Consider the following 23,206-nt stretch of genomic DNA (forward strand, 5'->3'; position numbering starts at 1 on the left):
ATCTCTCCTGGCGCACCCGCTCGCCATAGATCTGGGTCTCGGTGATCAGCGCCAGTCCCTGGTCGGCGAGCCGCAACCCCTGTTCGAGCGGCGCGACGGTGAGCGCGAGCGACAGATCGCCGGCGACGAAGCTGCCCCAGTCGCTGACCTGGGTGGCATGGATGCCGAAGTCGCGCAGCTGTTCGGCGAGCAGCTCGCGGCGTCCGGTGCTCTCGGCCACCAGCAGCACCCGCTGCCCCGGGGTGTCGAGGAAGCGCTGCAGCGCCTGCGCCGGCTCGGCGGCGCGGGCCTGCAGCTCCAGCGCTGGCAGGTCGAGGGTGGCGAAGTTGTCGACCCCGGCATAGCCCTTGGGGCGAGTGTCGAACGGTGCGGTGCGGTAGTTCACCCCGGGCATGCGGTTGAGCGCGGCGGCCAGTTCGTCGGCGCCGAGATAGAGCCGCGCGGGGGCGAGCAGCGGGCGCTCGGCGTCGTGGCGACGCTGCTCATGGCGCTCGGCGACGGTGGCGAGGAAGCCCGCGCCGGCCTCGCGACCGCTCGCCGGTTCGATCGCCAGGGTGGTGGCGGGCAGATAGTCGAAGAGGGTGGCGGTGTCGTCGAAGAACAGCGGCAGATAGGACTCGATGCCGCCCGGTGTGCGCCCCTCCGAGACCTCGCGATAGATCAGGCTGCGTTGCGGATCGCCCTCGATGCTGGCGCGATAGCGGCTGCGGAAACCGGCGATCGCCTGCTCGTCGAAGGGGAACTCGCGCGCCGGCAGCATCCGCACCTGCTCGATGCGGTCGTGCGAGCGCTGGGTCTCGGGATCGAACAGACGAATGCTCTCGACCTCGTCGTCGAACAGGTCGATGCGCAGCGGTTGCTGCCCGCCCATCGGGAAGACATCGAGCAGCGAGCCGCGTACCGCGTATTCGCCGTGTCCCATCACCTGCGAGACACAGCTGTAGCCGGCGTGTTCGAGTCGCAGTCGGGTGGCGTCGAGATCGAGTCGGTCGCCGCAGGCGAGCACCAGCGAGTGGGCGTCGACATAGTCGCGCGGCGGCAGGCGCTGGAGCAGGGTCGCCACCGGCACCACCAGTACGCCACGGGTCAGCCCCGGCAGACGGTGCAGGGTCAGCAGCCGCTCCGAGATCAGCTCGGGCAGGGGCGAGAAGACGTCGTAGGGCAGGGTCTCCCAGTCGGGGAAGCCGAGCACCGGGAGATCGCTGCCGGTGAGGAAGAAGCCCAGCTCGGCGTGCAGCCGTCGCGCCGCCTGCACGTCCTCGGCCAGGGCCAGCACCAGTCCGGGGTGACGTCTGGCGGCGGTGGCGATGGCGAGCGCCGCGCCGGCCCCGTGCAGCCCGCCCCAGCACCTGCGTTCACCCGCCCCTTCGGGCAGCGGTGGTTCGAGCGGGGAGTGCAGGGTGGCGGATGTGGCCTGGTTCACGAACGGGTCCTCGTCATTTCGACAAGCGTGGAATTCTCGCACAGCATGAGCGGATGTGCAGACGGGGCGGTGGGGGCCGTTCTGTATGAGTACGGGCAGGGCAGTCGTCGGTTTTTTTTACGGTTTTCGTGCTCGCTTTTGCTCGTGGTGTGCTGGTTTTGAAGAAACCTTTTAGCCTTCAGTTGGTTGTCTTTATATGGCATGGGACGTGCTCTAAGTGTCGAGTCGGGTGCGCGCCATCGTTGCGAGACGGGATGGCCCCGGTGCGGCGCACGATGCTCCGCGAGGATGGATCCGCCCCGGCACAAGGAAGACAACGGAGTTGAGTCAACATGATGAAGCGAATGGTGATGAAAAAGATGGCGCTGGCTGCCCTGGTGCTAGGGACCTTGGGCAACGCGGTCGCCGGACCGGTGGTGACCCAGTGGGGATACAGCGCCGATGCACGTTTCGTAGATAATCGGTTCTCAGGGTCGAGTGGTGAGATTCAGGTCACCGGCAGCGAGTTGTCCTGGGGGAGCGGATCTTATTGTTCCGGTATGGATACTTGGCTTGGGTGTTGGGGCACAACGGTGACGCCTGATTTCCGTAGCCCCAGCACCGACGCCGATCACAACCGCAGCGCCTTGACCATCGGCAATGGCGTGACCAATGACCTGACCGGCGGCGGCCCGGCCGTCGGCTCGGTCGCGACGGTCGTCGACGGCAGCGCTGATGACGCCGCCGAGATCGGCGTCGGCACCAGCCTGACCCACTGGAACAATCGGCTCTCGTCGCGCTACTCGACCCTGGAGTGGGGGCGTGTCGCGACCAGTCTGACCTTGACGCCAGAGCTGCCCGCCAGTGGCGCCAGCGTCGATACCCGGACCCTGGACTTCGAGTTCTTCTTCAAGGAAACGGCGAACCAGGGGACGTGTGCCGGCGACAGCACCAACCCCTGTCCTGATCTGTTCGGGTTGCTCGCCGTGCAGACCCTGGATATCCCCTTCCTCTACGATGGCAACGAGTATCTGGTGAGCCTGCTGCTGCAGGATGCCAGCGGCGGGGTCGCACCGATCGCCACCCTGCACGAGGAGGAGTGCGCCGCGCTCGGGCTGGGCGCCGGGTGTCAGGGCTTCCGTACCGCCGAGGAGCAGGCGACCACCTTCCAGTTCGCCTTCGCGGTCAGCACCGAGGCGCTGTTCCCGCCGGCCGCGGCCCAGCCGGTCCAGTCGGTGCCGTTGCCGGCTCCGCTGGGGCTGATTGGCGGCGGGCTCCTTGCCGCGGGGCTGTCGCGTCGGTTGGGTCGTCGCGGCCGCTAGGGCGTGGCGAAGACCCGGGTCGGGGCTTGTCCTCCCCGATCCGGGTTCGACGATCTCGGCGCGATCGCTGCAGGTGTGCGCCGTTTCAATCAGATGGCGCAGATCGACCGGTTTTGGATCGGGCGCCATCAACAGTCGCTCCGCGTGTCGGCGCTCGCCGGTCCCGACGCCGTCGGGCCGGGGCCGTCGCGTGCTGACACCCGCCCGGGCCTCCTCGGACATGGCTGAGCTGAATCAGCGTCTTGGTCTTCATCGCATGCTCCTGTTGTCACGGACCTCGGTGAGGGAGAGTCGACACCCCTGGTGTGACGTCTCCCCCGTGGCGGCGGCCTGGCGCGCTCGCCTGCCATCGCTGTTCGGACATCCCTGAAAAACAGACAAGCCTGTCTTTTTTACCGCCTGTCATGACCCCGGTGTCACATGGGAGTGAAGCAGTGCCGTGGCAGCCCGCGGGGTGCGGGCGCGGATCTTGAAAGCCTTGGCGCTATGCGTAAAACAGACGAGTGAAACCCCGGGCGCGATCACGGTTGCGCCAACCCGGGATCAATCGATTGTTGGGCGGGCATCTTCGGTGCCTCCGCGTCCTCCGGACAGTGCGGTCAGACGTTGCACGCGATTGAACACATTTGACAGCATTCGATGAAGTTGCGCTAAACTGCGCCGCCGTGCAGCGAAATTGATCGCTTCTACGCCGTCCTTTCGGTGACGTCGGTGCCGTGTCGCGGTGTGCATCCTTTGCACCCAGACCGCCTTTGGGTATATTGCTGCAAAGCAGCAAGTGCAGCCGAACGATCCTCACCGTTCTGACTCGGTCCACTGAACCGGCCATTCCTGAGGCTAACCAATGCTTCGAAAGATACTGATCGCGAACCGCGGAGAGATTGCGGTGCGTGTCATTCGCGCCTGCGCCGAGATGGGCATCCGCTCGGTGGCAATCTATTCCGAAGCGGATCGCCATTCGCTTCATGTCAAGAAGGCCGACGAGGCCTATAGCCTGGGCAGCGATCCGCTGGCCGGTTATCTCAATGTCCACACCATCGTCAACCTGGCCGTGGCCACCGGCTGCGATGCCATTCATCCCGGCTATGGCTTCCTCTCCGAGAACCCGGAGCTGGCCGCTGCCTGTGCCCGGCGTGGGCTGACCTTCATCGGTCCGAGCGCCGAGGTGATCGCACGGATGGGCGACAAGACCGAGGCCCGTCAGGCGATGATCCGCGCCGGGGTGCCGGTCACGCCCGGCAGTGATGGCAACCTCGCCAACCTCGACGAGGCGCTGGCCTGCGCCGAGCGTGTCGGCTATCCGGTGATGCTCAAGGCCACCTCGGGTGGCGGCGGTCGCGGCATCCGGCGTTGCGATGACGCCGAGGCGCTGCGGCACAACTACCAGCGGGTGATCTCCGAGGCAACCAAGGCCTTTGGCCGTGCCGAGGTCTTCATGGAGAAGTGCGTGGTCAATCCGCGCCACATCGAGGTCCAGGTGCTCGCCGACCATCATGGTCACTGCGTGCATCTGTTCGAGCGCGATTGCTCCATCCAGCGGCGCAATCAGAAGCTGATCGAGATCGCCCCCTCGCCGCAGCTCGACGAGGCCGAGCGCCAGTACGTCGGTGGTCTGGCGGTGTTGGCCGCGCGCGCCGTGGGCTATACCAATGCCGGCACGGTCGAGTTCCTCCAGGATAGCGACGGGCGCTTCTACTTCATGGAGATGAACACCCGCATCCAGGTCGAGCACACCATCACCGAGACCATCACCGGCGTCGACCTGGTCGAGGAGCAGATCCGCATCGCCGCCGGGCTGCCGCTGCGCTTCGCCCAACACGAGATCCAGCGCCGCGGCTTCGCCATCCAGTTCCGCGTCAATGCCGAGGACCCGAAGAACAACTTCCTGCCGAGCTTCGGGCGCATCTCGCGTTATTACGCCCCGGGTGGGCCGGGCGTGCGCACCGATGGCGCCATCTACACCGGTTATACCGTCCCGCCCTATTACGATTCGATGCTTGCCAAGGTCATCGTCTGGGCGCTGAACTGGGACGACGTGATCAATCGTGGCGACCGTGCACTGCGCGATACCGGGTTGTTTGGCGTCAAGACGACCATCCCCTTCTACCAGGAGATCCTGCGTCACCCGGATTTCCGCGCCGGAAGCTTCAATACCAGCTTTGTCGAGTCGCATCCCGAGCTGCTCGAATACTCGACCAAGCGCCGAAGCGAGGATGTTGCCGCGGCACTGGCCGCAGCGATCGCCGCACACGCCGGGCTCTAGCCGCCGGGGCGCGGGCGCCGCTGCCCGCGCGATGCTTCAATCCCTCACGGTGCCGGGCAAGCCCCGGCCGAGAACGAGACCATGCCGAAGATCAATATCACCGACGTCATCCTGCGCGATGCCCATCAATCGCTGATCGCCACCCGGATGCGCACCGAGGACATGCTACCGATCTGCCCCAAGCTCGACGCCATCGGGTTCTGGTCGCTCGAGTGCTGGGGCGGGGCGACCTTCGACGCCTGCGTGCGCTTCCTCAAGGAGGACCCCTGGGAGCGATTGAGCCGGTTGCGCGAGGCGCTGCCCAACACCCGGCTGCAGATGTTGCTGCGCGGTCAGAACCTGCTCGGCTACCGTCACTACTCCGACGACGTGGTGCGTGCCTTCGTCACCCGTGCCGCGGCCAACGGCATGGATGTCTTCCGCATCTTCGACGCGCTCAACGATCTGCGTAACCTCAAGACCGCGATCGAGGCGACCAAGGCCGCCGGCAAGCACGCCCAGGGCACCATCTGCTACACCGTCAGCCCGGCGCACGATACCGCGGGCTTCGTGCGCATGGGACGCGAACTGGCCGAGATGGGTTGCGACTCGATCGCCATCAAGGACATGGCCGGGCTGCTCACCCCCTTCGCCACCGCCGAGCTGGTCAAGGCGCTCAAGGACAGCGTCGAGCTGCCGCTGCACCTGCACTCGCACGCCACCTCGGGGCTGGCCGACATGTGCCATCTCAAGGCGATCGAGAACGGCTGCGACACCATCGATACCGCCATCTCGGCCTTCGCCGGCGGCACCTCCCACCCGCCGACCGAGAGCCTGGTGGCGGCGCTGCGCGGCACCGAGTACGACTCCGGGCTGGACCTGGAGGCGATCCAGGAGGTCGGCATCTACTTCCACCAGGTGCGCAAGAAGTACCACCAGTTCGAGAGCGACTTCACCGGGGTCGACACCCGCGTCCAGGTCAACCAGGTGCCGGGCGGGATGATCTCCAACCTCGCCAACCAGCTGCGCGAGCAGAACGCGCTCGATCGCATGGAGGCGGTGCTCGCCGAGATCCCCAAGGTCCGCAAGGATCTCGGCTATCCGCCCCTGGTCACCCCGACCTCGCAGATCGTCGGCACCCAGGCGGTGCTCAACGTGCTCACCGAGAAGCGCTACGAGAGCATCACCAACGAGGTCAAGGGCTATCTCCAGGGACGCTACGGTCAGGCCCCGGCGCCGGTCGACGCCGCGTTGCAGCGTCAGGCGATCGGCAACGCCGAGGCCATCGACTGCCGCCCGGCCGATCTGCTCGAACCCGAGCTGGCGCGGCTGCAGGGCGAGATCGGCGCGCTCGCCGAGGGTGAGGAGGACGTCCTCACCTACGCCATGTTCCCCGAGATCGGTCGCGCCTTCCTCGAGCAGCGCGCCGCCGGCACCCTCCAGCCCGAGCCGCTCGAGCCGCCGCCGAGCGAGACGGCGGCCAACGCCCCGACCGAGTTCAACGTCGCGGTCCACGGCGAGACCTATCACATCAAGGTCACCGGCGCCGGCCACAAGGGGCAGGCCGATCGTCACTTCTACTTCACCATCGACGGTGTGCCCGAGGAGGTGGTGGTCGAGACCCTCGACGAGCTGGTGCTCACCGGCGGCGCCGAGGGTGCGGTGGCGCAGAAGATCGCCGGCAAGCGTCCGCGTCCGAGCGCGCCCGGGCACGTCACCACCTCGATGCCGGGCAACATCGTCGACGTGCTGGTCGCCGAGGGCGACCGGGTCGAGGCCGGTCAGCCGCTGCTGATCACCGAGGCGATGAAGATGGAGACCGAGATCCAGGCGCCGATCGCCGGCACCGTGACCGAGGTCTTCGTCGCCAAGGGTGACTCGGTCAGCCCCGACGAGGTGCTGATCGCGATCGAGGCCTGATCGCGGCGCCGGGCGTCCTCACCAGGGCGCCCGGCCCCGATCGTGGGCCTCGGCGAGTGCCCGTCCGCGCTGCTCGATCACCCCGCGGGCGCCGAACAGCGCGGCGGCGAACAACAGCAGACAGAGCAGGATCGCGCTGTGCAGCCCGAGCAGCCCCTGCACCAGCCCGATGGCGAGCAACCCGAAGGCCCCGGCAAGCTTGGTCGCCAACCCCCAGAAGCCGAACAGCTCGGCCGCGCGCGAGCGTGGCGCGAACAGTCCCACCAGGGTGCGGGTCGAGGACTGACACGCACCGAGACTCAAGCCCGCCACACAACCGACCACCAGAAAGACGTGCTGCGCCTCCCAGTCGAGCCCGAAGCGGGTCTGCGCCTGGCTGGCGATCTCCGGGGTGAGATAGATCAGCGCGATGGCCGCCAGCCACATCCACAGGGTGATGCGATAGGTGCGCAGCGCCCCCAGCCGATCCTGCACGAAACCAAAGCCCAGCGCCCCGAGCGCGGCGGTGATCTGCACCAGCACGAACATCAGGGTACGCACCTCGCCGTCCCAGCCGATCACCTGGGCGCCGTAGATGAAGGCGTAGGTGATGATGATCGAGATCCCGCTCATCGAGAAGAACACCGAGACCAGCAGCAGCGCCAGGTCGGGGTGGCCGCGCAGGTGGGCGAGGGTCTGCGCCACCCGACCCAGACCGAGCCGCAACGCGCCCTGGCCGGGCGGTCGAGGTCGCGGCCGGGCGCGCTCGCGCACCCAGAGGAAGGTCGGGATGGCGGCGAGCAGGAAGAACACCGCCGCCCAGGGGCCGACCCAACGGATGCGCTCGAAGTTCTCGGCGCTGACCTCGCCGAGCACCAGCAGCACGAAGATCGCCGAGCACATGCCGCCGATGTAGCCGAGCGCCCAGCCGAACCCCGAGATCTTGCCGAGGTCCTCGGGCGGGCCCAGCCCGGGCAGGAAGCTTGCGATGAAGGACTCGCCGAGCGAGTAGGCGAGGTTGGAGACGATCAGCAGCACCACCCCCAGCCAGGCAAGCCCCGGGGCGACGAAATAGAGCGCGGCGGTGGCGAGCACGGTGACCAGATAACTGGCGAAGAGAAAGCGCTTCTTGCTCGCGTCATAGTCCATGATCGCCCCGGCCACCGGGGCGCAGACCACCGCCAGCAGATAGCTCGCCGCCAGCGCCAGGCTCCACAGCAGATTGCCGATGCGATAGTCCGGCGCGTCCCCGACGATCACCCGGGTGAACAGGTCGCCGAACACCACGGTGATGATCAGCAGCGTATAGGACTGATTGGCGAAGTCGAACATCGCCCAGCCGAACAGCTCGCGCGCGGGTGCGCGCTGGCGGGAGGCGGTCGGGGTGGTGGTCGTCGCGGTCATCGTCGGCCCAATCCTCGGTCTCGGTCGGGGGATTGAACCGCAAAGGCGGGGAGAAAGCGAACGTCGTCAGCGGCCAGTCGCCAGTCGCCAGTCGCCAGTCGCCAGTCGCCAGCGGATTGAACCGCAATGGCGCGAAGGGCGCGAAGGGAGTTGTCGAGTAGGGGAGTGCGCGGCGTGCCCGCCGGAGAGGTCATCAGCATGGTCTTCCGCTCAGGCGGACAGGTGTCGGAATCGGCGCTTTTCACGCAACGGTGGGCGATGGAGGCTGCTCAACCTCAGGGGGTGCTCTCACGCGCCAGGGGCTTGGCGTTATGCTGTCGGCAGTCGTTAGAGTAGGGAGAGGGGCAGCGCATGAGTAATGAGCCGTCGGGCATCAGCATCCAGAAACCGGTTTCGCTGTGGAACAGGCCGCTGCGCATCCAGCCGAGGGAGACCCTTGCAGGGCTTGCGAGAACGGCGATCAATGGCTTCAAGGGGGATGTGGACGACGCCCTCGAGGGCTTGGTGTCGGCCTTTGTCGATACCGATCTCGACAGCGACGCGGGCCAACTTGCTTGGGCGCTGATCTACGCCGCATTGATGCGCGCCATTGCCGAGGTGTTGAAGGATGCCAGCGACCTGTTCGAGCGGCTACAGGGCGGCGGCGATGCCCAGTCATCCAGTTCCGGGCAGCAAACCGAGACGAAGCTAGCGCGGCTCTCCGGCATTCTGGAGGATCACCTCCACCACTGCGACGCATTGATCGACGATGGGTTCTTCAGCCATCCGGAGCGTTTTGCGCTGTTGGAGGACTTTCGCCCCGGCTTTGAGCATTGGCTTGAAGGGCTCGGCCTAGAGACGGCGTCGGCGCGCGGGCTGGGCCAACGCCTGGTCAGTCAGTTCCCCCTGGCGTTGCACGAGGAGTGGCGCCGCCGACCGGATCACTACGAGCCGATCCTGCGCGCGCTGAACAGCCCCTTCGCGATTGCCCTCGCGCGCGAGCAGCAGTGGCGGCAGCACCGCGCCTGGCTCGATGCCCAGGTGGATCAGCGCATGTTTGGCGAGGCATTCGGTCTGCGGCAGGTCTATGTGCCGCTACGGGCCTACTACGAAGAGCAGGACAGTACGGATATCGGGTCCGACGATGACGGGCAGGAGGTGGGTGCTCTCTCGGCCCAGCGAATGGACCAACGTCGTATCAGGCATGCCTTCGACCTGCACCAGTCTCTGCATGGCTGGGTGGAGCAATTCGACCCCAACGACACCGTGCGCCTGGTGAGCGGCGGTCCCGGCTCTGGCAAGTCTTCGTTCGCACGCATGTTTGCCACCGAGATCGCTTCCGGGCTGGGGCTCAAGGTGTTGTTCATCCCGTTGCACCTGCTGCAGATTCGCGATGATCTGGTACGCGCCGTGGGCCAGTATGCGGAAGCCGATCGCTGGCTGCGCGGCAACCCCTTGGACGGTGGCGGCGAACACCGGCTGATCATTATTTTTGACGGGTTAGATGAACTCAGCATGCAGGGCGCGAGTGCCTCCGAGGCCGCGCAGTCGTTTGTCGAGCAGGTGTTGCGGCTGGCCGGGCAGTTCTCCGCGCAGGGGATGCAGCGGCAGTTCGTCATTACCGGTCGTGAACTTTCGATCCAGGCCAATGCGGGGCGGCTGTGTCGGCCGGAGCAAGTGTTCCACGTGCTGCCGTTTCTGGTGGATAAGGGGGAGCAAGGCATCGCATGGCATGACCCCGAGGGGCTATTGGATACGGACCAGCGCGACGATTGGTGGCGCCGCTACGGCCAGGCCAGCGGTCAAGCGTTCGAGTCCATGCCGGAAGAACTGCGCGGGGATGATCTGGCCGATATCACCCGCCAGCCTCTGCTCAATTATCTGGTTGCGCTCAGCCATCGACGTGGCAGGGTGTCCTTCGGTGCCGCGATGAACCTGAACCTGGTTTATGCCGACCTGCTGAGTGCCGTGTACGAGCGCCAGTATGAGAGGCGGCGCCACTTGGCCATCGCGCAGATCAATTTTCAGGTTTTTGAGCGCTTACTGGAGGAGATCGCGCTCTCCATCTGGCATGGCAGTGGTCGTACCGCGACCGACTCCGAGATCAGCGAACGGTGCCGACAGAGCGGGCTCGGCCCCCTGCTGGAGGTTTTCCGGCAAGGCGCGGAAAAGGGCGTTACCCGGCTACTGACGGCTTTCTATTTTCGCCAGGCGAACCAGCTTGGTGGAGAGAAGACCTTCGAGTTCACGCACAAGAGTTTCGGTGAGTACCTGACCGCTCGGCGCCTGGTGCGAGCGCTGCAACGCATTCAGACCCAGCTGGAGCGCCGCAGCGAAGATCCAGAGGACGGCTGGGACCAGCGAGCAGCGCTCAGGCATGTGGCCGAGGTGGCAGGGCCGACGGCGATGGATGGGTATATCGAGGCCTTCGTGCGCCGCGAAGTCGAATGCCGAGGCCGAGACACCTGCATCCGCTGGCAGCGCTCGCTGGCTCGGCTGATCGAGTTCAGCGTGACCCATGGTCTGCCGATGGAGGAATTCACCACCCTCAAGTATCCGGAGATGGCACGCCAGGCGCGGAATGTCGACGAGACGCTGCTGGTACTGCACTCCGCCAGCGCCACGGTGACTGAAGCGGTCGTCCCTATCCGCTGGCCGGAGCCGACCGCATTCGGCGCTTGGCTGAAGCGGTTGCAGGGACAACGACCCGGTCCGGTTACCAGTCCCTGTATGCGGTCAATGAACTACTTGGCGTTGCAATACCAAGTTTTGGATATCGTGGATTTGTGGGGCGGGGCCCTCTGTGGGGTAAGGTTAAATTCCGCTCGTCTACCTCTAGCCAACCTGAGGAGAGCCAACCTGAATGGAGCCGATTTAAGCGAATCCAATTTGAGTGAGGCTCAATTAGACGCAGCCTACCTAAGAGCATCCAACCTAAGAAAAGCCAGCCTGTGCAGAGCCAGCCTGCGCGGAGCTTACCTGGACGAAGCCTCCTTGCTCGCTGCCGACCTGAGTGCCGCGGACTTGATTAACGCAGGCTTGAGCCAAGCTGATTTGAGAGAAGCTAGCCTGAGGAAGGCCAACCTGAGCGGCGCCCACCTGTTTAAAGCCGGTTTGCTCTCAGCTGACTTGGGAGAAGCGGACATGAGAGGAGCCGACTTGACCATGGCCGATCTGAGGCAAGCCAACCTGAGCGGAGCAGATTTAAGAGAAGCCAACCTGAGCGGAGCAGACTTAAGAGAAGCCAACCTGAGCGGAGCAGATTTAAGAGAAGCCAACCTGAGCGAGGCTGACTTGAGTGAAGCCAACCTGATTGGAGCTGACTTGAGTGAAGCCAACCTGATCGGAGCCCGCCTGAGCGAGGCTGATTTGAGAGAATCCAACCTGACCGGAGCCCATCTCGACTCCACTACTCGGCTAACGTGAGAGGGGCCAGCTAAACGCCAAGCGGCTGGCTACTCTTGTCTCTTCGCGTCTCGTGGTTCAAGTCGGTCTTCAGCCGCCAGCGACCAGCAGCGTCCCGCCATCGCTGAGGTCCGACGGGTGGCTGAAGGGTGGCAAGCCGGCCCCTGCCAATTCATCCGCTTCGCCGCCCCATTCTGGTGCGCCGCGCACCGTCAATGACATTTTTTGGTTCTCGCGTATTTGCCTATAATCCCCGTGGACATGGCCGCGCGTCCTGGGCGGGTGGTCGACAACTGGGGGAGGACGATGGCAAGCACCGAGACCTTCTACGAGGTGATGCGCCGGCAGGGGATCAGCCGCCGCAGTTTCCTCAAATACTGCAGTCTGACCGCCGCCGCGCTCGGTCTGGCGCCGAGTTATGCCGGGCGCATCGCCGAGGCGATGGAGACCAAGCCGCGCACCCCGGTGCTGTGGCTGCACGGGCTGGAATGCACCTGTTGCACCGAGTCGTTCATCCGCTCGGCCCATCCGCTGGTGCAGGACGTGGTGTTGTCGATGATCTCGCTCGACTACGACGACACCCTGATGGCCGCCGCCGGGCATCAGGCCGAGGCGATCCTGGAGGAGATCCGCGAGCGTTATCGCGGCAACTACATCCTCGCCGTCGAGGGCAACCCGCCGCTGGCCCAGGACGGGATGAGCTGTATCATCGGCGGGCGTCCCTTCCTCGATCAGCTCCAGGAGGTCGCTGCCGACTGCAAGGCGGTGATCGCCTGGGGTTCCTGCGCCTCCTGGGGCTGTGTCCAGGCCGCCCGTCCCAATCCCACCCGCGCCACCCCGGTGCACGAGGTGATCCGCGACAAGCCGGTGATCAAGGTGCCCGGCTGTCCGCCGATCGCCGAGGTGATGACCGGGGTGATCACCTACATGCTCGCCTTCGACCGGCTACCGCCGCTCGATCGCCAGGGTCGGCCGCTGATGTTCTACGGTCAGCGCATCCACGACAAGTGCTACCGCCGTCCGCACTTCGACGCCGGTCAGTTCGTCGAGTCCTGGGACGACGAGGGCGCGCGCAAGGGCTACTGTCTCTACAAGATGGGCTGCAAGGGCCCGACCACCTACAACGCCTGTTCCACGGTGCGCTGGAACGACGGCGTGTCCTTCCCGATCCAGTCCGGTCACGGCTGCATCGGCTGTTCCGAGCGTGATTTCTGGGACAAGGACAGCTTCTACGAGCATGTCACCGATACCCATGTGTTCGGCATCGAGGCCAACGCCGACCGCGTCGGTCTTGCCGCCGCCGGCACCGTGGGCGCGGCGATCGGGGCGCATGCGGTGGCCAGCGCGCTGCACCGGACCAAACAGCGCGATCAAGCGCAGCACGAGGAGCGTGAAGAATGACGGTGAAGACGCCGAACGGTTATTCCCTCGACGACTCGGGTCGGCGCGTGGTGGTCGATCCGGTCACCCGCATCGAGGGGCACATGCGCTGTGAGGTCAACCTCGACGACGACAACGTGATCCGCAACGCCGTCTCCACCGGCACCATGTGGCGCGGGCTGGAGGTGATCCTGCGCGGGCGTGATCCGCGCGACGCCTGGGCCTTCACCGAACGGATCTGCGGCGTCTGTACCGGGACCCACGCGCTGACCTCGGTGCGCGCGGTGGAGGACGCACTCGGCATCGCCATCCCCGAGAACGCCAACTCGATCCGCAACATCATGCAGTTGACGCTGCAGGTGCACGACCATCTGGTGCACTTCTATCACCTGCACGCGCTCGACTGGGTCGACGTGGTCTCGGCGCTCGACGCCGATCCGCGCGAGACCTCGCGTCTGGCGCAGTCGATCTCGGCCTGGCCGCTGTCCTCGCCGGGGTATTTCCGCGACGTGCAGAACCGGGTCAAGCGCTTCGTCGAGTCCGGCCAGCTCGGTCCCTTCATGAACGGCTACTGGGGCAATCCGGCCTACAAGCTGCCGCCCGAGGCGAATCTGCTGGCGCTCACCCACTATCTCGAGGCGCTCGATTTCCAGAAGGAGATCGTCAAGATCCACACCGTCTACGGCGGCAAGAACCCGCACCCCAACTGGCTGGTCGGTGGCGTGCCCTGCGCGATCAACGTCGACGGGACCGGTGCGGTGGGCGCGGTCAACATGGAGCGGCTGAACCTGATCTCCTCGATCATCGACCGCACCATCGAGTTCATCGATCAGGTCTATGTCCCCGATCTGATCGCCATCGCCGGTTTCTACAAGGACTGGACCTATGGCGGCGGGCTGAGCAGCCAGGCGGTATTGTCCTACGGCGACATCCCCGAGCACGCCAACGACGACTCGGCGGAGAACCAGCTGCTGCCGCGCGGGGCGATCATCAACGGTCGCTTCGACGAGATCCACGACGTCGACCTGCGCGACCCCGATGAGATCCAGGAGTTCGTCGATCACGCCTGGTTCAGCTATCCCGATGAGTCGCGCGGACTCCACCCCTGGGACGGCATCACCGAGCCCAACTTCACCCTCGGTCCCAACACCAAGGGGACGCGTACCCGCATCGAGCAGATCGACGAGCGCGCCAAGTACAGCTGGATCAAGGCCCCGCGCTGGCGCGGGCACGCCATGGAGGTCGGGCCGCTGGCGCGCTGGACCATCGGCTACGCCAAGGGCATCCCGGAATTCAAGGAGCCGGTCGACAAGCTGCTGACCGATCTCGGGCTGCCGTTCGATGCGCTGTTCTCGACCCTCGGACGGACCGCCGCGCGCGGACTCGAGGCCTCCTGGGCGGCGCACAAGCTGCGCCACTTCCAGGACAAGCTGATGGCCGCGATCGCCGCCGGCGACACCACCACCGCCAACGTCGAGCGCTGGGAGCCCTCGACCTGGCCGAAGCGCGCCAAGGGCGTGGGCACCAGCGAGGCGCCGCGCGGCGCGTTGGGTCACTGGGTGGTGATCGACTCGGGCAAGATCGAGAACTATCAGGCGGTGGTGCCGACCACCTGGAACGGCTCGCCACGCGATCCCGCCGGCAACATCGGCGCCTTCGAGGCGGCGTTGCTCAACACCCCGGTGGCGCGCGCCGACGAACCGTTGGAGATCCTGCGCACCCTGCACAGCTTCGATCCCTGTCTGGCCTGCTCGACCCATGTCATGGGGCCCGGCGGCGAGGAGCTGACCCGGGTCAAGGTCCGCTGAGGGCGTGCGCTCAGCCCCACCACCCAACAATGCGGAGGTTGCAGCCATGTTGCCAGACGTCCCCACGGTCAAGCAGACGGCGGTCTATGTCTATCAGGCCCCGGTGCGGGTGTGGCACTGGGTCAACGCGCTCTCGATCCTGGTGCTCGCCGTCACCGGCTATCTGATCGGCGCGCCGCCGCCGACCCTCTCGGGGGAGGCGAGCGCGCACTATCTGATGGGTGATATCCGCTTCCTGCACTTCGCCGCGGCCTATGTGTTCGCCGTCGGCTTCCTGTTCAGGATCTACTGGGCGCTGGTCGGCAACGCCTACTCGCGCCAGCTCTTCAGCCTGCCGTTCTGGCGTCGGCGCTTCTGGCGCGAGCTGGTGCACGAGCTGCGCTGGTACGCCTTTCTCGAGCGCGAGCCGTGCAAGTACATCGGCCACAACCCGCTGGCGCACCTGTTCATGGTCGCCATCATCACCGTCGGCGGGCTGGTGATGATCGTCACCGGCTTCGCCCTCTATGCCGAGCAGACCGGTCTCGGCTCCTGGCAGGACGAGCTGTTCGGCTGGGTCATCCCCTGGGTCGGGCAGAGTCAGGACGTGCGCATGTGGCACCATTGGGGGATGTGGGTGATCGTGGTGTTCGTGATGCTCCACGTCTATACCGCCATCCGCGAGGACATCATGTCGCGCCAGAGCCTGATCAGCACCATGATCAGCGGCTGGCGGATGTTCAAGGACGACCGGCCATGAGCGCGCCCGCAGCACCCCCGCGTACCCTGCTGCTCGGTATCGGCAACCTGCTGTGGGCCGACGAGGGCTTCGGCGTGCGGGTGGTCGAGCACATTGCCCGGCACTACCGGTTCGGCCCCGAGGTGCGGCTGCTCGATGGCGGCACCCAGGGGATCTATCTGGTCGATCAGGTGCGCTGGGCCGAGCTGCTGGTGATCTTCGATGCGGTCGACTACGGGCTGGCGCCGGGCACGCTCAAGCTGGTCGAGGGCGAGGCGGTGCCGCGTTTTCTCGGCGCGCGCAAGATGAGTCTGCACCAGACCGGGTTCCAGGAGGTGCTGGCGCTCGCCGCGCTGCTCGGCGACGTCCCCGAACGGATGCTGCTCGTCGGCGTCCAGCCCGCCGAGCTGGAGGACTTCGGCGGCAGTCTCACCCCCGGGGTGCGGGCGATGATCGAGCCGGCGGTGGCCGCCGCGCGCGACTGGCTCGCGCCCCATGGGGTCGAATGGACGGCGCTGGCGCAGCCCTCGGAGCCGGGCGCGCTCGCCGACCTGCCGCATGGCGCGCTGGCGCTGGGGCGCTATGAACAGGAGCGTCCGAGCGTCGAGCAGGCCTGTCGCAGCGGCGATGCGCGGGTGCTCGAACGGCTGCGTGAGGACTGAGCCATGTGCATCGGCGTACCGATGGAGGTGATCGAGAGCGGTCCGTGCTGGGCCTGGTGTGTCGATGGCGAGCGGCGCTTGCGGGTCGACATGCGTCTGGTCGGCGAACAGCCGCCGGGGACCTGGGTGCTGGTCTTTCTGGAGAGCGCTCGCGAGGTGATGGACGCCGGCGAGGCGCAGCGGGTGCGTGATGCGCTGTTGGCGATGCGTCTGGCGCTCGACGGCGAGTCGGTCGATCATCTGTTCGCCGATCTGATCGAGCGCGAACCCCAGCTCCCCGAGCACCTGCGCGCCAAGGACTGAGTCCCCGGAGACCCTGATGCAACCGACCATCCCCCCGATCCTGCTGGGGCCCGGCAGTCATGCCGACGAGGCCGATCTCGCCACCCCGATCGGCGTGCCCATGTCGGCGCCGATGCAGACCTATGTGCCGCCTGTCTCGATCGACTCGCCCGGTGGTGTCGCCGAGCAGGAGGCGTTGCGTTGTCTCGACGCGCTGCGGGCGCTGCTCGAGCGTCCCGTGCCCCAGGGGCTGGTGCTCGATTTCTCCAGTTCGAACGCGCGTGCGTTGGTTGCCCAGGCGCTCGGGCGGGGCGAGGTCGAGGTGGCCTGTGCCCACCGGCCCGAGTTCAGTGTCCGCGAGACCCGGCTGACCGGGGTCTGGTGGGTCGTCGATGAGCGAGGGGAGCGGTTGGAGGTGGCACCGATCCCGGCCTGCGTGTCACGGATCGCCGCCGCGGTGGCCGCTGAGCGGCTGCGCGAGGTCGATGACTGGGGGGCGGCGCTGGGCGCACGTGCGGTCTGCGCTGAGTTGAGCGCGGCGCACGACGGCTGGTGTCCGGGGGATGTCTCGCGGGTGATCAATCTCAGTCTCTCGCCGCGTGGTCCGGCCGACCCGCCGATGCTCGAACAGGTGCTCGGGCGTGGTCCGGTGGCGATCCTGTCGCGTGGTTACGGCAGTTGCCGGATCGAGTCGACGCGGCTGCGCCACTGTTGGTGGGTCGGCCATTTCAACCCCGAGGGCCGGGCGGTGCTCGAGACCCTGGAGCTTGCCGAGGTGCCAACCGCCGCGCTGGCGACCGCCGAGGACATCGCCGACGCCGCACCGCGCCTGGACGAGATCCTCGCCGCCTTGCGCTGAGCCGAAGGATTAGCCGTGGCTGGCCAGCCGTGAAGCGCAGGCGCGGATGCGATCGCGGCCCAGGGTCTCCTCGGGCAATCCCTGTGCGAAACCGCGGATGAAGCCGTAGAGATCGCTCACCGAGTGCTCGAAGCGCAACTCCACCTGGTGCAGCGGCGCCCATTCATGTCCGGGCAGTAGCTGGCGCGCCTGATCGATCACCCGCGCGCGCAGGGCCAGCTCGCTGCTCATCTCGGTGCCGGCGATCGACAGGCGGATGCTCTGGTCCTCGCGGTAGGCTGCGGTGGTGGTCACCATCAGCCCGCCGGCGGCGATCTGGCGCAGCACGTCGCAGATGTCGTCGGGGTCGTTGTAGACCAGCTCGAGACGTTCGCTCAGGGGGAGTGCGGCCTGCTGGCCGCCGAGCTGCGCGAGCATCATCTCGAGTCGTTGTTCGCTCATCGGCGGGACGCGGAAGAAGCGGGTGGCGACGATCAAGCGACCGTCGTCGAGCGCCTCGCGACGGACGATCTCGGCGTCGGCGCAGAAGCTCGAGTTCTGCTGCCAGGGGAAGAACAGCCTCAGGGTGTTGCTGCCGGTCTCGAGCGCGCGCTCGGTGACGAAGCGCGCCCCGCCCCAGGAGAGGTCCTGGTTGATCGCCTTGAGCGGCGTGGGGTGGTCCTCGAGCAGCACATTGATCGGCATCTGGATCGGGATGCGCCGTTGGGTGCGCTTCTCCGCCTGGACGAGTTGTTGCAATTGCATGCCCGTGTCTCCCAATGTCGTTGATCGTTCTGATGGTCGTATCCATACAGATCTGACAACCGACCGGGATTCCTTCCCGCGCATTCTCAAGCGTTCCCGGCGCGTCTCGGGACGCGTCGGGCGGGGCCGACCGGTCGTGGTCGGCTTGTTGCGTTTACTCGTCCGATATCTTGACGTCCTCGCCCGCGGCGAGCAGGGCCGCGGTCTTGGCGTCGATATAGTCGAAGGGGTCCGCGTGGTCCTGATAGTGACCCGCGCCGACATACTCGAGCATGCCGATGAAATGATAATGATAAAGCATATTGTCGATGCGCGTTCGCTCCTGCCCCTGATCGAAGAGCACCAGGGTGGGGCGGTAGAGGATATCGAGGTCGCGGGCCAGCGCGCGCGCGGTGGTGGCCGTGCCGTCGGGGGCGATGATCGGTGTCTCGGCCCCGGCATCGAGTCGCACCAGGGTGAAGGCGGCGAGCGCCTCGCGCACCTCGGGATCGGCGAGATGACCGTCGTGGAGTGCATCGCAGGCGCTGCAGGCCGTGTCCTCGAAGAGGATCGCCAGCGGACCCTCGATCGCTGAGAGGTCCGCGATCTCGCGGATCTGCGGGTGCGCGCGCAGCTGGTAGCGCCCCTGCTCGCGGTGGCTGCGCAGATAGTCGGCCAGCGACTGCTCGGTATAGGCGCGCGCGTTGACATAGTCGAGGATGCGCTTGAGGTCCTCCGGATTGCGATAGCCGCCGATCTTTGCCACCGGGGTGTTGGTGGCGTCGAGGAAGATCAGCGTGGGGGTCGTCTCGACCCGATAGAACTCGGCCAGCGCCTTCTCCGGCAGACGGGTGTCCGGGGTGATGGCGACCTCGCGATCTCCCTTGATGTTGAGCGCGATGACGTCGAAGTGGGTGCGGATGAAGTCGCGATGCGGGCCGTGCTTGAAGTTCTCCTCGACCATCTTGTAGCAGTAGGGGCAGCCGTTCAGCTCCATGTACAGGATCAGGTGGCGCCCGGCAGCAGTGGCCTCATCGACGTCCTCGGCGATCTCGAGGAAGCTCTCCTTGAACCACGTCGGGTGTTCGCTGGTCTTGGCGCCGAGCAATCGGCCCGCCGAGTCCTCGGCCTGCGCCAGGGGGGCGCAGAGCAGCACGGTCAGCGTGGCGAGCAGGGCGGTGGTGCGGGGGCGCTTGCCGGTGGTTCGCATCGCCTATCTCCCTGAATCGGTTGCGATAGGTCGATGCTAACCGCACTCGGTGTGGATGCGCCAGCGTTGTCGTGTGCCGGTGCCCGCGTTCAGATCAGCGGGCCGACGGCGGTGCCGATGAGCAGCACCGCAGAGGCGGCGACGGTGATCAATACATTGTCGTCGATCGGGCCGAACTCGTAGCGCTCGACCACGGTTGCCACCACCGCCGAGATCAGCCCCCACACCGGGATCGCCGGGGTGGCCAGCGCGCCGATGTACCAGCCCATCGGTGCGCTCACCGCGAGCATCGCGATGTTGCCCACCGGGCTCTTGGAGCGGCGCCGGATCAACGCGTTGCGCACCACCCCGGTGACGCCGTCGCCGAAGGCCATGTAGAGCGAGGGCAGGATCGCCAGCCAGGGGTTGTCGAGCAGCCACCACAGCAGCGACACCGACAGCGACCACATCAGCGCGAACTTGACGTCGTTGCGGTTCTCGGTGATCTGGAACCAGTACAGTCGCCAGCCGCTGACATGGGCGACGAACACCGCCAGGGTGAGCAGCAGACCGCTGACCAGCGGGAACCAGGGATCGGTGAACACCAGCGGCACCATCAGCGAGCCGACGCCGCCGGCGAGCATGTGGACGATCTTGCGGGTGTAGTAGACGGCGCGGATCGGCTCCATGCCGCGCGCCACCATCCAGGCATAGGGCAGTCGGGTGGCGATGAGCACGACGAGGATGTAGAGCCCGAGGGCGCAGGCCCAGAGCAGTTGGGTCGAGAAGGACATACGGATCAGCATCCCCCTGGATGACGGTGAGACGAGCGGTGGCCCGGCCGCTGGTGCGGTCGGCGCAAAACGTTATATTGTATCTTTTCGTGTCCCCGAATCCATGTCCGCGAGGTCCATCCCCATGTCCCTGATCACGCGCCTGCTGTGCCCGGTGCTGCTGGCCGCGTCGCTGCCGGCGGTGGCCACCGAGCCCGAACCGCTCGAGGTCTTCGTCAGCCTCGCCCCGCAACAGACCTTCGTCGAGGCCATCGGCGGCGATCGCGTCGAGGTGCATGCCCTGGTCGCGCCGGGCGAGAGTCCGCACCTGTTCGAGCCGCGCCCGCGCCAGATCGCCGCGCTGGCCGAGGCCGACCTCTTCGTGCGTATCGGCGCGTCCTTCGAGGAGGGCTGGTTGGCGCGGTTGCGTGCGGCCAACCCCGAGCTGCCGATCCTCGACGCCCGCGAGGGCATCGAGCTGCGCCAGCTCGCGACCGATCACGACGCCCATCACGATCACGACCATGGCCACGATCATCATCACGGCGAGATCGATACCCACATCTGGACCAGTCCGCCGCTGGTGCGGGTGATGGCCGGACACCTGCGCGATACCCTCGGCGCGCTCGACCCGGCGCACGCCGAGTACTTCGCCGCCAATCATGACCGCTTCGTCGCCGAACTCGACGCCCTCGATGCCGAGCTTCGCGAGCGGCTGGCCGGGCTCGCACACCGTCGATTCATGGTCTATCACCCTGCCTGGGGCTATTTCGCCGCGACCTATGGGCTCGAGCAGGTCGCCATCGAACGCGCCGGCAAGGAGCCCGGGGCACGGGCGCTGACCGCGCTCATCGAGCAGGCGCGGCGCGAGGACGTGCGCCTGATCCTGGTGCAGCCGCAGCTCGATCCGCGCGCCGCCGAGCGCGTCGCCGAGGCGATCGACGGTCGGGTCGAGGTGCTCGATCCGCTCTCGCCCGAGTATTTCGCCACCTTGCGCCGTCTTGCTGCGTTGCTCACCGCCGAGGAGGCTCGATGAGCGCGACCCCGGCGATCGCGGTGCGCGATCTCAGCTTTGCTTATGACGGCGCGCTGATCCTCGAACGGATCGACCTCACCGTGCTCCCCGGTGAGTTCGTCGGCCTGGTCGGACCCAACGCCGGGGGCAAGAGCACCCTGCTCAAGCTGATCCTCGGGCTGCTCAGCCCGCAGCGTGGTCAGATCCATGTCTTCGGTGAACCGCCGCGTCGCGCCGCGCGTCATATCGGTTATGTGCCCCAGTTCCCCGGCTTCCCGCGCGACTTCCCGATCGCCGTCGAGCAGGTGGTCGCCATGGGACGGCTGGGACAGGGGCCCTGGTGGGGCTGGACCCGTCACACCGATCGTGAGGCGGCGCGACGTGCGCTCGCCGCGGTCGGCGCCGAGGGGCTGGCCGAGCGGCGCATCGGTGCGCTCTCGGGCGGGCAACTGCAGCGCGTGCTGCTCGCCCGCGCGCTGGTCACCGAGCCGCGTCTGCTGATCCTCGACGAGCCCACCGCCAACGTCGACCAGCGCGCCGAGGGCGACATCTTCGACCTGCTCGCCGGGCTCGATCCGCGCCCGACTATCCTCGTCGTCTCGCACGACATCGCCTTCATCTCGGCCTATGTCCACCGGGTCGCCTGTCTCAACCGCACGCTCACCTGCCACCCCACCGACGCGCTCGACGGCGAGCTGGTGCAGCATCTCTACGGCACGCGGCTGCGCGCCGTCGCCCACGATCTGCCGGGCCCCTGTCCCGGCGCGCACCGACACCACAGATGAACGCATTCCTCGACGCATTGATCCACTACGACTTCCTCCAGGGCGCGCTCGTCGCCGGGCTGCTCGCCAGCATCGGCTGCGGCGTGGTCGGCACCCTGGTGGTGGTCAAGCGCATCGCCTTCATGGCCGGGGGCATCGCCCACTCGGTGCTCGGCGGTATGGGCGCGGCGCTGTATTTCGGTGTCGATCCGCTGCTCGGTGCACTGTTCGCGGCCATCCTCTCGGCACTGCTGATCGGCGGCGTGCGCCTGGCCTGGGCGGCGCAGGAGGACACCCTGATCGGCGCGCTCTGGGCCATCGGCATGGCCGTCGGCATCCTCTTCATCGCCAAGACCCCGGGCTACGCCACCGATCTGATCAGCCTGTTGTTCGGCAACATCCTGCTGGTGCCCGAGCGCGCGCTCTGGTTCATGGGGGTGCTCGATGTGGTGCTGCTGGTGGTCGTCGGGCTGTGTTATCGCCAGTTCGTCGCGGTGATCTTCGACGAGGAGTTCGCCCGGCTGCGCGGGGTGCCGGTGGCCTTCTTCTATCTGCTGCTGCTGTGTCTGGTGGCGGTGACCGTGGTGCTGCTGATCCAGGTCGTCGGGCTGATCCTGGTGATCGCGCTGCTCACCCTGCCGGCGGCGATCGCCGGGCACTATCTGCACTCGCTCGGTGCCATGATGGTCGCCGCGACCCTGCTCGGCATGGTCTTCACCAGCGGCGGGCTGGCGCTCTCCTACGGTCCCGACCTGCCCGCCGGGCCGACCATGATCCTGCTTGCCGGTGCCGCCTACGTGTTCTCGGCCCTGGTCGCGCGGCTGCTGGCGCGCCATCGCGCCGCGCAGCGGGCGAGGGCGGGCGGATGAGCGCCGAGGAGCGGCTCGAGCGGGCGACGCGGCTGTGCGCCGGGCGCGGTGCCCGGCTCACCCCGCAGCGCGCCCGGGTGCTGCGCATCCTGATCGAGGCCGAGCGCCCGCTCGGCGCCTACGAGATCCTCGCCGAGATGGCCGAGGGGCAGCGCGCGCTGGCGCCGCCGACCGTCTATCGGGCGTTGGAGTTCCTGCTCGCCCAGGGCCTCGTCCACCGCCTCGAGACCCTCAACGCCTTCATCGACTGCCGTCATCCCGAGCGTCCGCACCCGGCGCAGTTCCTCATCTGCAGCGCGTGCGGCCGGGTCGTCGAGATCGACGACGAGGCGATCGCCGCGCGTCTGCTCGATGCCGCCACGCAGAGCGGCTTCGCAGCGAGCCGCAAGGTGGTCGAGGTGATCGGGGTGTGCGAGGGGTGTCGGTGAGCCTGCGTGACACGCGTGCGTCGGCCTGGCCGTCATGACGTACTGTCGCGATGTCGAGCGCCGTTGTTCCGCCGCCTTTTCCT

18 protein-coding genes and 1 pseudogene are annotated in these 23,206 nt (G+C 66.8%); 14 read left to right on the forward strand and 5 right to left on the reverse strand.

The window, feature by feature from the left end:
- Window positions 1-1,423: pseudogene (locus EBL84_RS15345) on the reverse strand (transcription-repair coupling factor); the annotation flags it as partial.
- A gap of 332 nt (window positions 1,424-1,755) precedes the next feature.
- Here EBL84_RS15345 and EBL84_RS15350 point away from each other — a divergent pair.
- The 3 genes from EBL84_RS15350 (at window position 1,756) to oadA (ending at window position 6,886) form a co-directional block, all read left to right on the forward strand.
- On the forward strand, window positions 1,756-2,724 hold the full coding sequence (locus EBL84_RS15350) for a THxN family PEP-CTERM protein (RefSeq protein WP_148040316.1): 969 nt from the start codon (window positions 1,756-1,758) through the stop codon (window positions 2,722-2,724).
- Between the two features lie 844 nt (window positions 2,725-3,568).
- Window positions 3,569-4,987 carry an acetyl-CoA carboxylase biotin carboxylase subunit gene (locus EBL84_RS15355; protein ID WP_123141615.1) on the forward strand — a complete coding sequence of 473 codons (1,419 nt, stop codon included), beginning with the start codon at window positions 3,569-3,571 and terminating at the stop codon, window positions 4,985-4,987.
- Between the two features lie 81 nt (window positions 4,988-5,068).
- Complete coding sequence (gene oadA, locus EBL84_RS15360; protein WP_123141616.1) at window positions 5,069-6,886, forward strand: sodium-extruding oxaloacetate decarboxylase subunit alpha; 1,818 nt, start codon at window positions 5,069-5,071, stop codon at window positions 6,884-6,886.
- Between the two features lie 18 nt (window positions 6,887-6,904).
- Here oadA and EBL84_RS15365 read toward each other — a convergent pair whose 3' ends face one another.
- A complete protein-coding gene (locus tag EBL84_RS15365; protein ID WP_123141617.1) occupies window positions 6,905-8,269 on the reverse strand; it encodes an MFS transporter in 1,365 nt (454 codons plus the stop codon).
- Window positions 8,270-8,620: 351 nt separating this feature from the next.
- Here EBL84_RS15365 and EBL84_RS17405 point away from each other — a divergent pair, with 351 nt between their 5' ends.
- The 7 genes from EBL84_RS17405 to EBL84_RS15400 all read left to right on the forward strand — a co-directional run bounded on the left by EBL84_RS17405 (window position 8,621) and on the right by EBL84_RS15400 (window position 17,362).
- Entirely contained in the window at window positions 8,621-11,674 is a 3,054-nt protein-coding gene (locus EBL84_RS17405) for a pentapeptide repeat-containing protein (protein ID WP_123141618.1), read from the forward strand.
- A 285-nt stretch (window positions 11,675-11,959) separates the two neighbouring features.
- Window positions 11,960-13,054, forward strand: a complete 1,095-nt coding sequence (locus EBL84_RS15375) for a hydrogenase small subunit (RefSeq protein ID WP_062277457.1) — start codon at window positions 11,960-11,962, stop codon at window positions 13,052-13,054.
- Window positions 13,051-14,841, forward strand: a complete 1,791-nt coding sequence (locus EBL84_RS15380) for a nickel-dependent hydrogenase large subunit (RefSeq protein ID WP_123141619.1) — start codon at window positions 13,051-13,053, stop codon at window positions 14,839-14,841. Before EBL84_RS15375 ends, EBL84_RS15380 begins: the two co-directional genes overlap by 4 nt.
- Window positions 14,842-14,887: 46 nt before the next feature.
- Window positions 14,888-15,580 carry a Ni/Fe-hydrogenase, b-type cytochrome subunit gene (gene cybH, locus EBL84_RS15385; RefSeq protein WP_123141620.1) on the forward strand — a complete coding sequence of 231 codons (693 nt, stop codon included), beginning with the start codon at window positions 14,888-14,890 and terminating at the stop codon, window positions 15,578-15,580.
- Window positions 15,577-16,221, forward strand: a complete 645-nt coding sequence (locus tag EBL84_RS15390; protein WP_123141621.1) for a HyaD/HybD family hydrogenase maturation endopeptidase — start codon at window positions 15,577-15,579, stop codon at window positions 16,219-16,221. Before cybH ends, EBL84_RS15390 begins: the two co-directional genes overlap by 4 nt.
- A 3-nt stretch (window positions 16,222-16,224) precedes the next feature.
- On the forward strand, window positions 16,225-16,524 hold the full coding sequence (locus EBL84_RS15395) for a HypC/HybG/HupF family hydrogenase formation chaperone (protein ID WP_123141622.1): 300 nt from the start codon (window positions 16,225-16,227) through the stop codon (window positions 16,522-16,524).
- Between the two features lie 16 nt (window positions 16,525-16,540).
- Window positions 16,541-17,362, forward strand: coding sequence for a hydrogenase expression/formation protein (locus EBL84_RS15400; RefSeq protein ID WP_123141623.1), 822 nt, complete (start codon window positions 16,541-16,543; stop codon window positions 17,360-17,362).
- Window positions 17,363-17,371: 9 nt separating this feature from the next.
- On the opposite strand, the gene EBL84_RS15405 is transcribed toward EBL84_RS15400, so the two are convergent.
- From EBL84_RS15405 to EBL84_RS15415, 3 genes are all read right to left on the reverse strand, one after another.
- Window positions 17,372-18,106 carry a PilZ domain-containing protein gene (locus EBL84_RS15405; RefSeq protein ID WP_190287986.1) on the reverse strand — a complete coding sequence of 245 codons (735 nt, stop codon included), beginning with the start codon at window positions 18,104-18,106 and terminating at the stop codon, window positions 17,372-17,374.
- 154 nt (window positions 18,107-18,260) lie between these two features.
- Window positions 18,261-19,295: a thioredoxin fold domain-containing protein gene (locus EBL84_RS15410; protein WP_123141625.1), complete on the reverse strand. Its 1,035-nt coding sequence runs from the start codon at window positions 19,293-19,295 to the stop codon at window positions 18,261-18,263.
- Window positions 19,296-19,384: 89 nt separating this feature from the next.
- On the reverse strand, window positions 19,385-20,068 hold the full coding sequence (locus EBL84_RS15415; RefSeq protein ID WP_123141641.1) for a hypothetical protein: 684 nt from the start codon (window positions 20,066-20,068) through the stop codon (window positions 19,385-19,387).
- Between the two features lie 124 nt (window positions 20,069-20,192).
- Between EBL84_RS15415 and EBL84_RS15420 the strand changes: the two genes are divergently transcribed.
- The 4 genes from EBL84_RS15420 to EBL84_RS15435 are packed head-to-tail and all read left to right on the forward strand — an operon-like array spanning window position 20,193 to window position 23,123.
- The gene (locus tag EBL84_RS15420) at window positions 20,193-21,083 is read left to right on the forward strand and encodes a metal ABC transporter solute-binding protein, Zn/Mn family (protein WP_123141626.1); all 891 of its coding nucleotides are present in this window, start codon (window positions 20,193-20,195) and stop codon (window positions 21,081-21,083) included.
- Entirely contained in the window at window positions 21,080-21,847 is a 768-nt protein-coding gene (locus tag EBL84_RS15425) for a metal ABC transporter ATP-binding protein (RefSeq protein WP_123141627.1), read from the forward strand. Before EBL84_RS15420 ends, EBL84_RS15425 begins: the two co-directional genes overlap by 4 nt.
- A complete protein-coding gene (locus EBL84_RS15430; RefSeq protein ID WP_123141628.1) occupies window positions 21,844-22,695 on the forward strand; it encodes a metal ABC transporter permease in 852 nt (283 codons plus the stop codon). Before EBL84_RS15425 ends, EBL84_RS15430 begins: the two co-directional genes overlap by 4 nt.
- Window positions 22,692-23,123, forward strand: a complete 432-nt coding sequence (locus EBL84_RS15435; protein ID WP_123141629.1) for a Fur family transcriptional regulator — start codon at window positions 22,692-22,694, stop codon at window positions 23,121-23,123. Before EBL84_RS15430 ends, EBL84_RS15435 begins: the two co-directional genes overlap by 4 nt.
- Window positions 23,124-23,206: the final 83 nt, after the last annotated feature.

It is taken from the genome of Marichromatium sp. AB31, from assembly GCF_003718685.1.
Taxonomy (GTDB): Bacteria; Pseudomonadota; Gammaproteobacteria; order Chromatiales; family Chromatiaceae; genus Marichromatium; species Marichromatium gracile.

Bases quoted from the DNA above. Each gene is read 5' to 3' on its own strand.
- EBL84_RS15350 (WP_148040316.1), top strand. From the start codon at position 1,756: ATGATGAAGCGAATGGTGATGAAAAAGATGGCGCTGGCTGCCCTGGTG.
- EBL84_RS15355 (WP_123141615.1), top strand. From the start codon at position 3,569: ATGCTTCGAAAGATACTGATCGCGAACCGCGGAGAGATTGCGGTGCGT.
- oadA (WP_123141616.1), top strand. From the start codon at position 5,069: ATGCCGAAGATCAATATCACCGACGTCATCCTGCGCGATGCCCATCAA.
- EBL84_RS15365 (WP_123141617.1), bottom strand. From the start codon at position 8,269: ATGACCGCGACGACCACCACCCCGACCGCCTCCCGCCAGCGCGCACCC.
- EBL84_RS17405 (WP_123141618.1), top strand. From the start codon at position 8,621: ATGAGTAATGAGCCGTCGGGCATCAGCATCCAGAAACCGGTTTCGCTG.
- EBL84_RS15375 (WP_062277457.1), top strand. From the start codon at position 11,960: ATGGCAAGCACCGAGACCTTCTACGAGGTGATGCGCCGGCAGGGGATC.
- EBL84_RS15380 (WP_123141619.1), top strand. From the start codon at position 13,051: ATGACGGTGAAGACGCCGAACGGTTATTCCCTCGACGACTCGGGTCGG.
- cybH (WP_123141620.1), top strand. From the start codon at position 14,888: ATGTTGCCAGACGTCCCCACGGTCAAGCAGACGGCGGTCTATGTCTAT.
- EBL84_RS15390 (WP_123141621.1), top strand. From the start codon at position 15,577: ATGAGCGCGCCCGCAGCACCCCCGCGTACCCTGCTGCTCGGTATCGGC.
- EBL84_RS15395 (WP_123141622.1), top strand. From the start codon at position 16,225: ATGTGCATCGGCGTACCGATGGAGGTGATCGAGAGCGGTCCGTGCTGG.
- EBL84_RS15400 (WP_123141623.1), top strand. From the start codon at position 16,541: ATGCAACCGACCATCCCCCCGATCCTGCTGGGGCCCGGCAGTCATGCC.
- EBL84_RS15405 (WP_190287986.1), bottom strand. From the start codon at position 18,106: ATGCAATTGCAACAACTCGTCCAGGCGGAGAAGCGCACCCAACGGCGC.
- EBL84_RS15410 (WP_123141625.1), bottom strand. From the start codon at position 19,295: ATGCGAACCACCGGCAAGCGCCCCCGCACCACCGCCCTGCTCGCCACG.
- EBL84_RS15415 (WP_123141641.1), bottom strand. From the start codon at position 20,068: ATGTCCTTCTCGACCCAACTGCTCTGGGCCTGCGCCCTCGGGCTCTAC.
- EBL84_RS15420 (WP_123141626.1), top strand. From the start codon at position 20,193: ATGTCCCTGATCACGCGCCTGCTGTGCCCGGTGCTGCTGGCCGCGTCG.
- EBL84_RS15425 (WP_123141627.1), top strand. From the start codon at position 21,080: ATGAGCGCGACCCCGGCGATCGCGGTGCGCGATCTCAGCTTTGCTTAT.
- EBL84_RS15430 (WP_123141628.1), top strand. From the start codon at position 21,844: ATGAACGCATTCCTCGACGCATTGATCCACTACGACTTCCTCCAGGGC.
- EBL84_RS15435 (WP_123141629.1), top strand. From the start codon at position 22,692: ATGAGCGCCGAGGAGCGGCTCGAGCGGGCGACGCGGCTGTGCGCCGGG.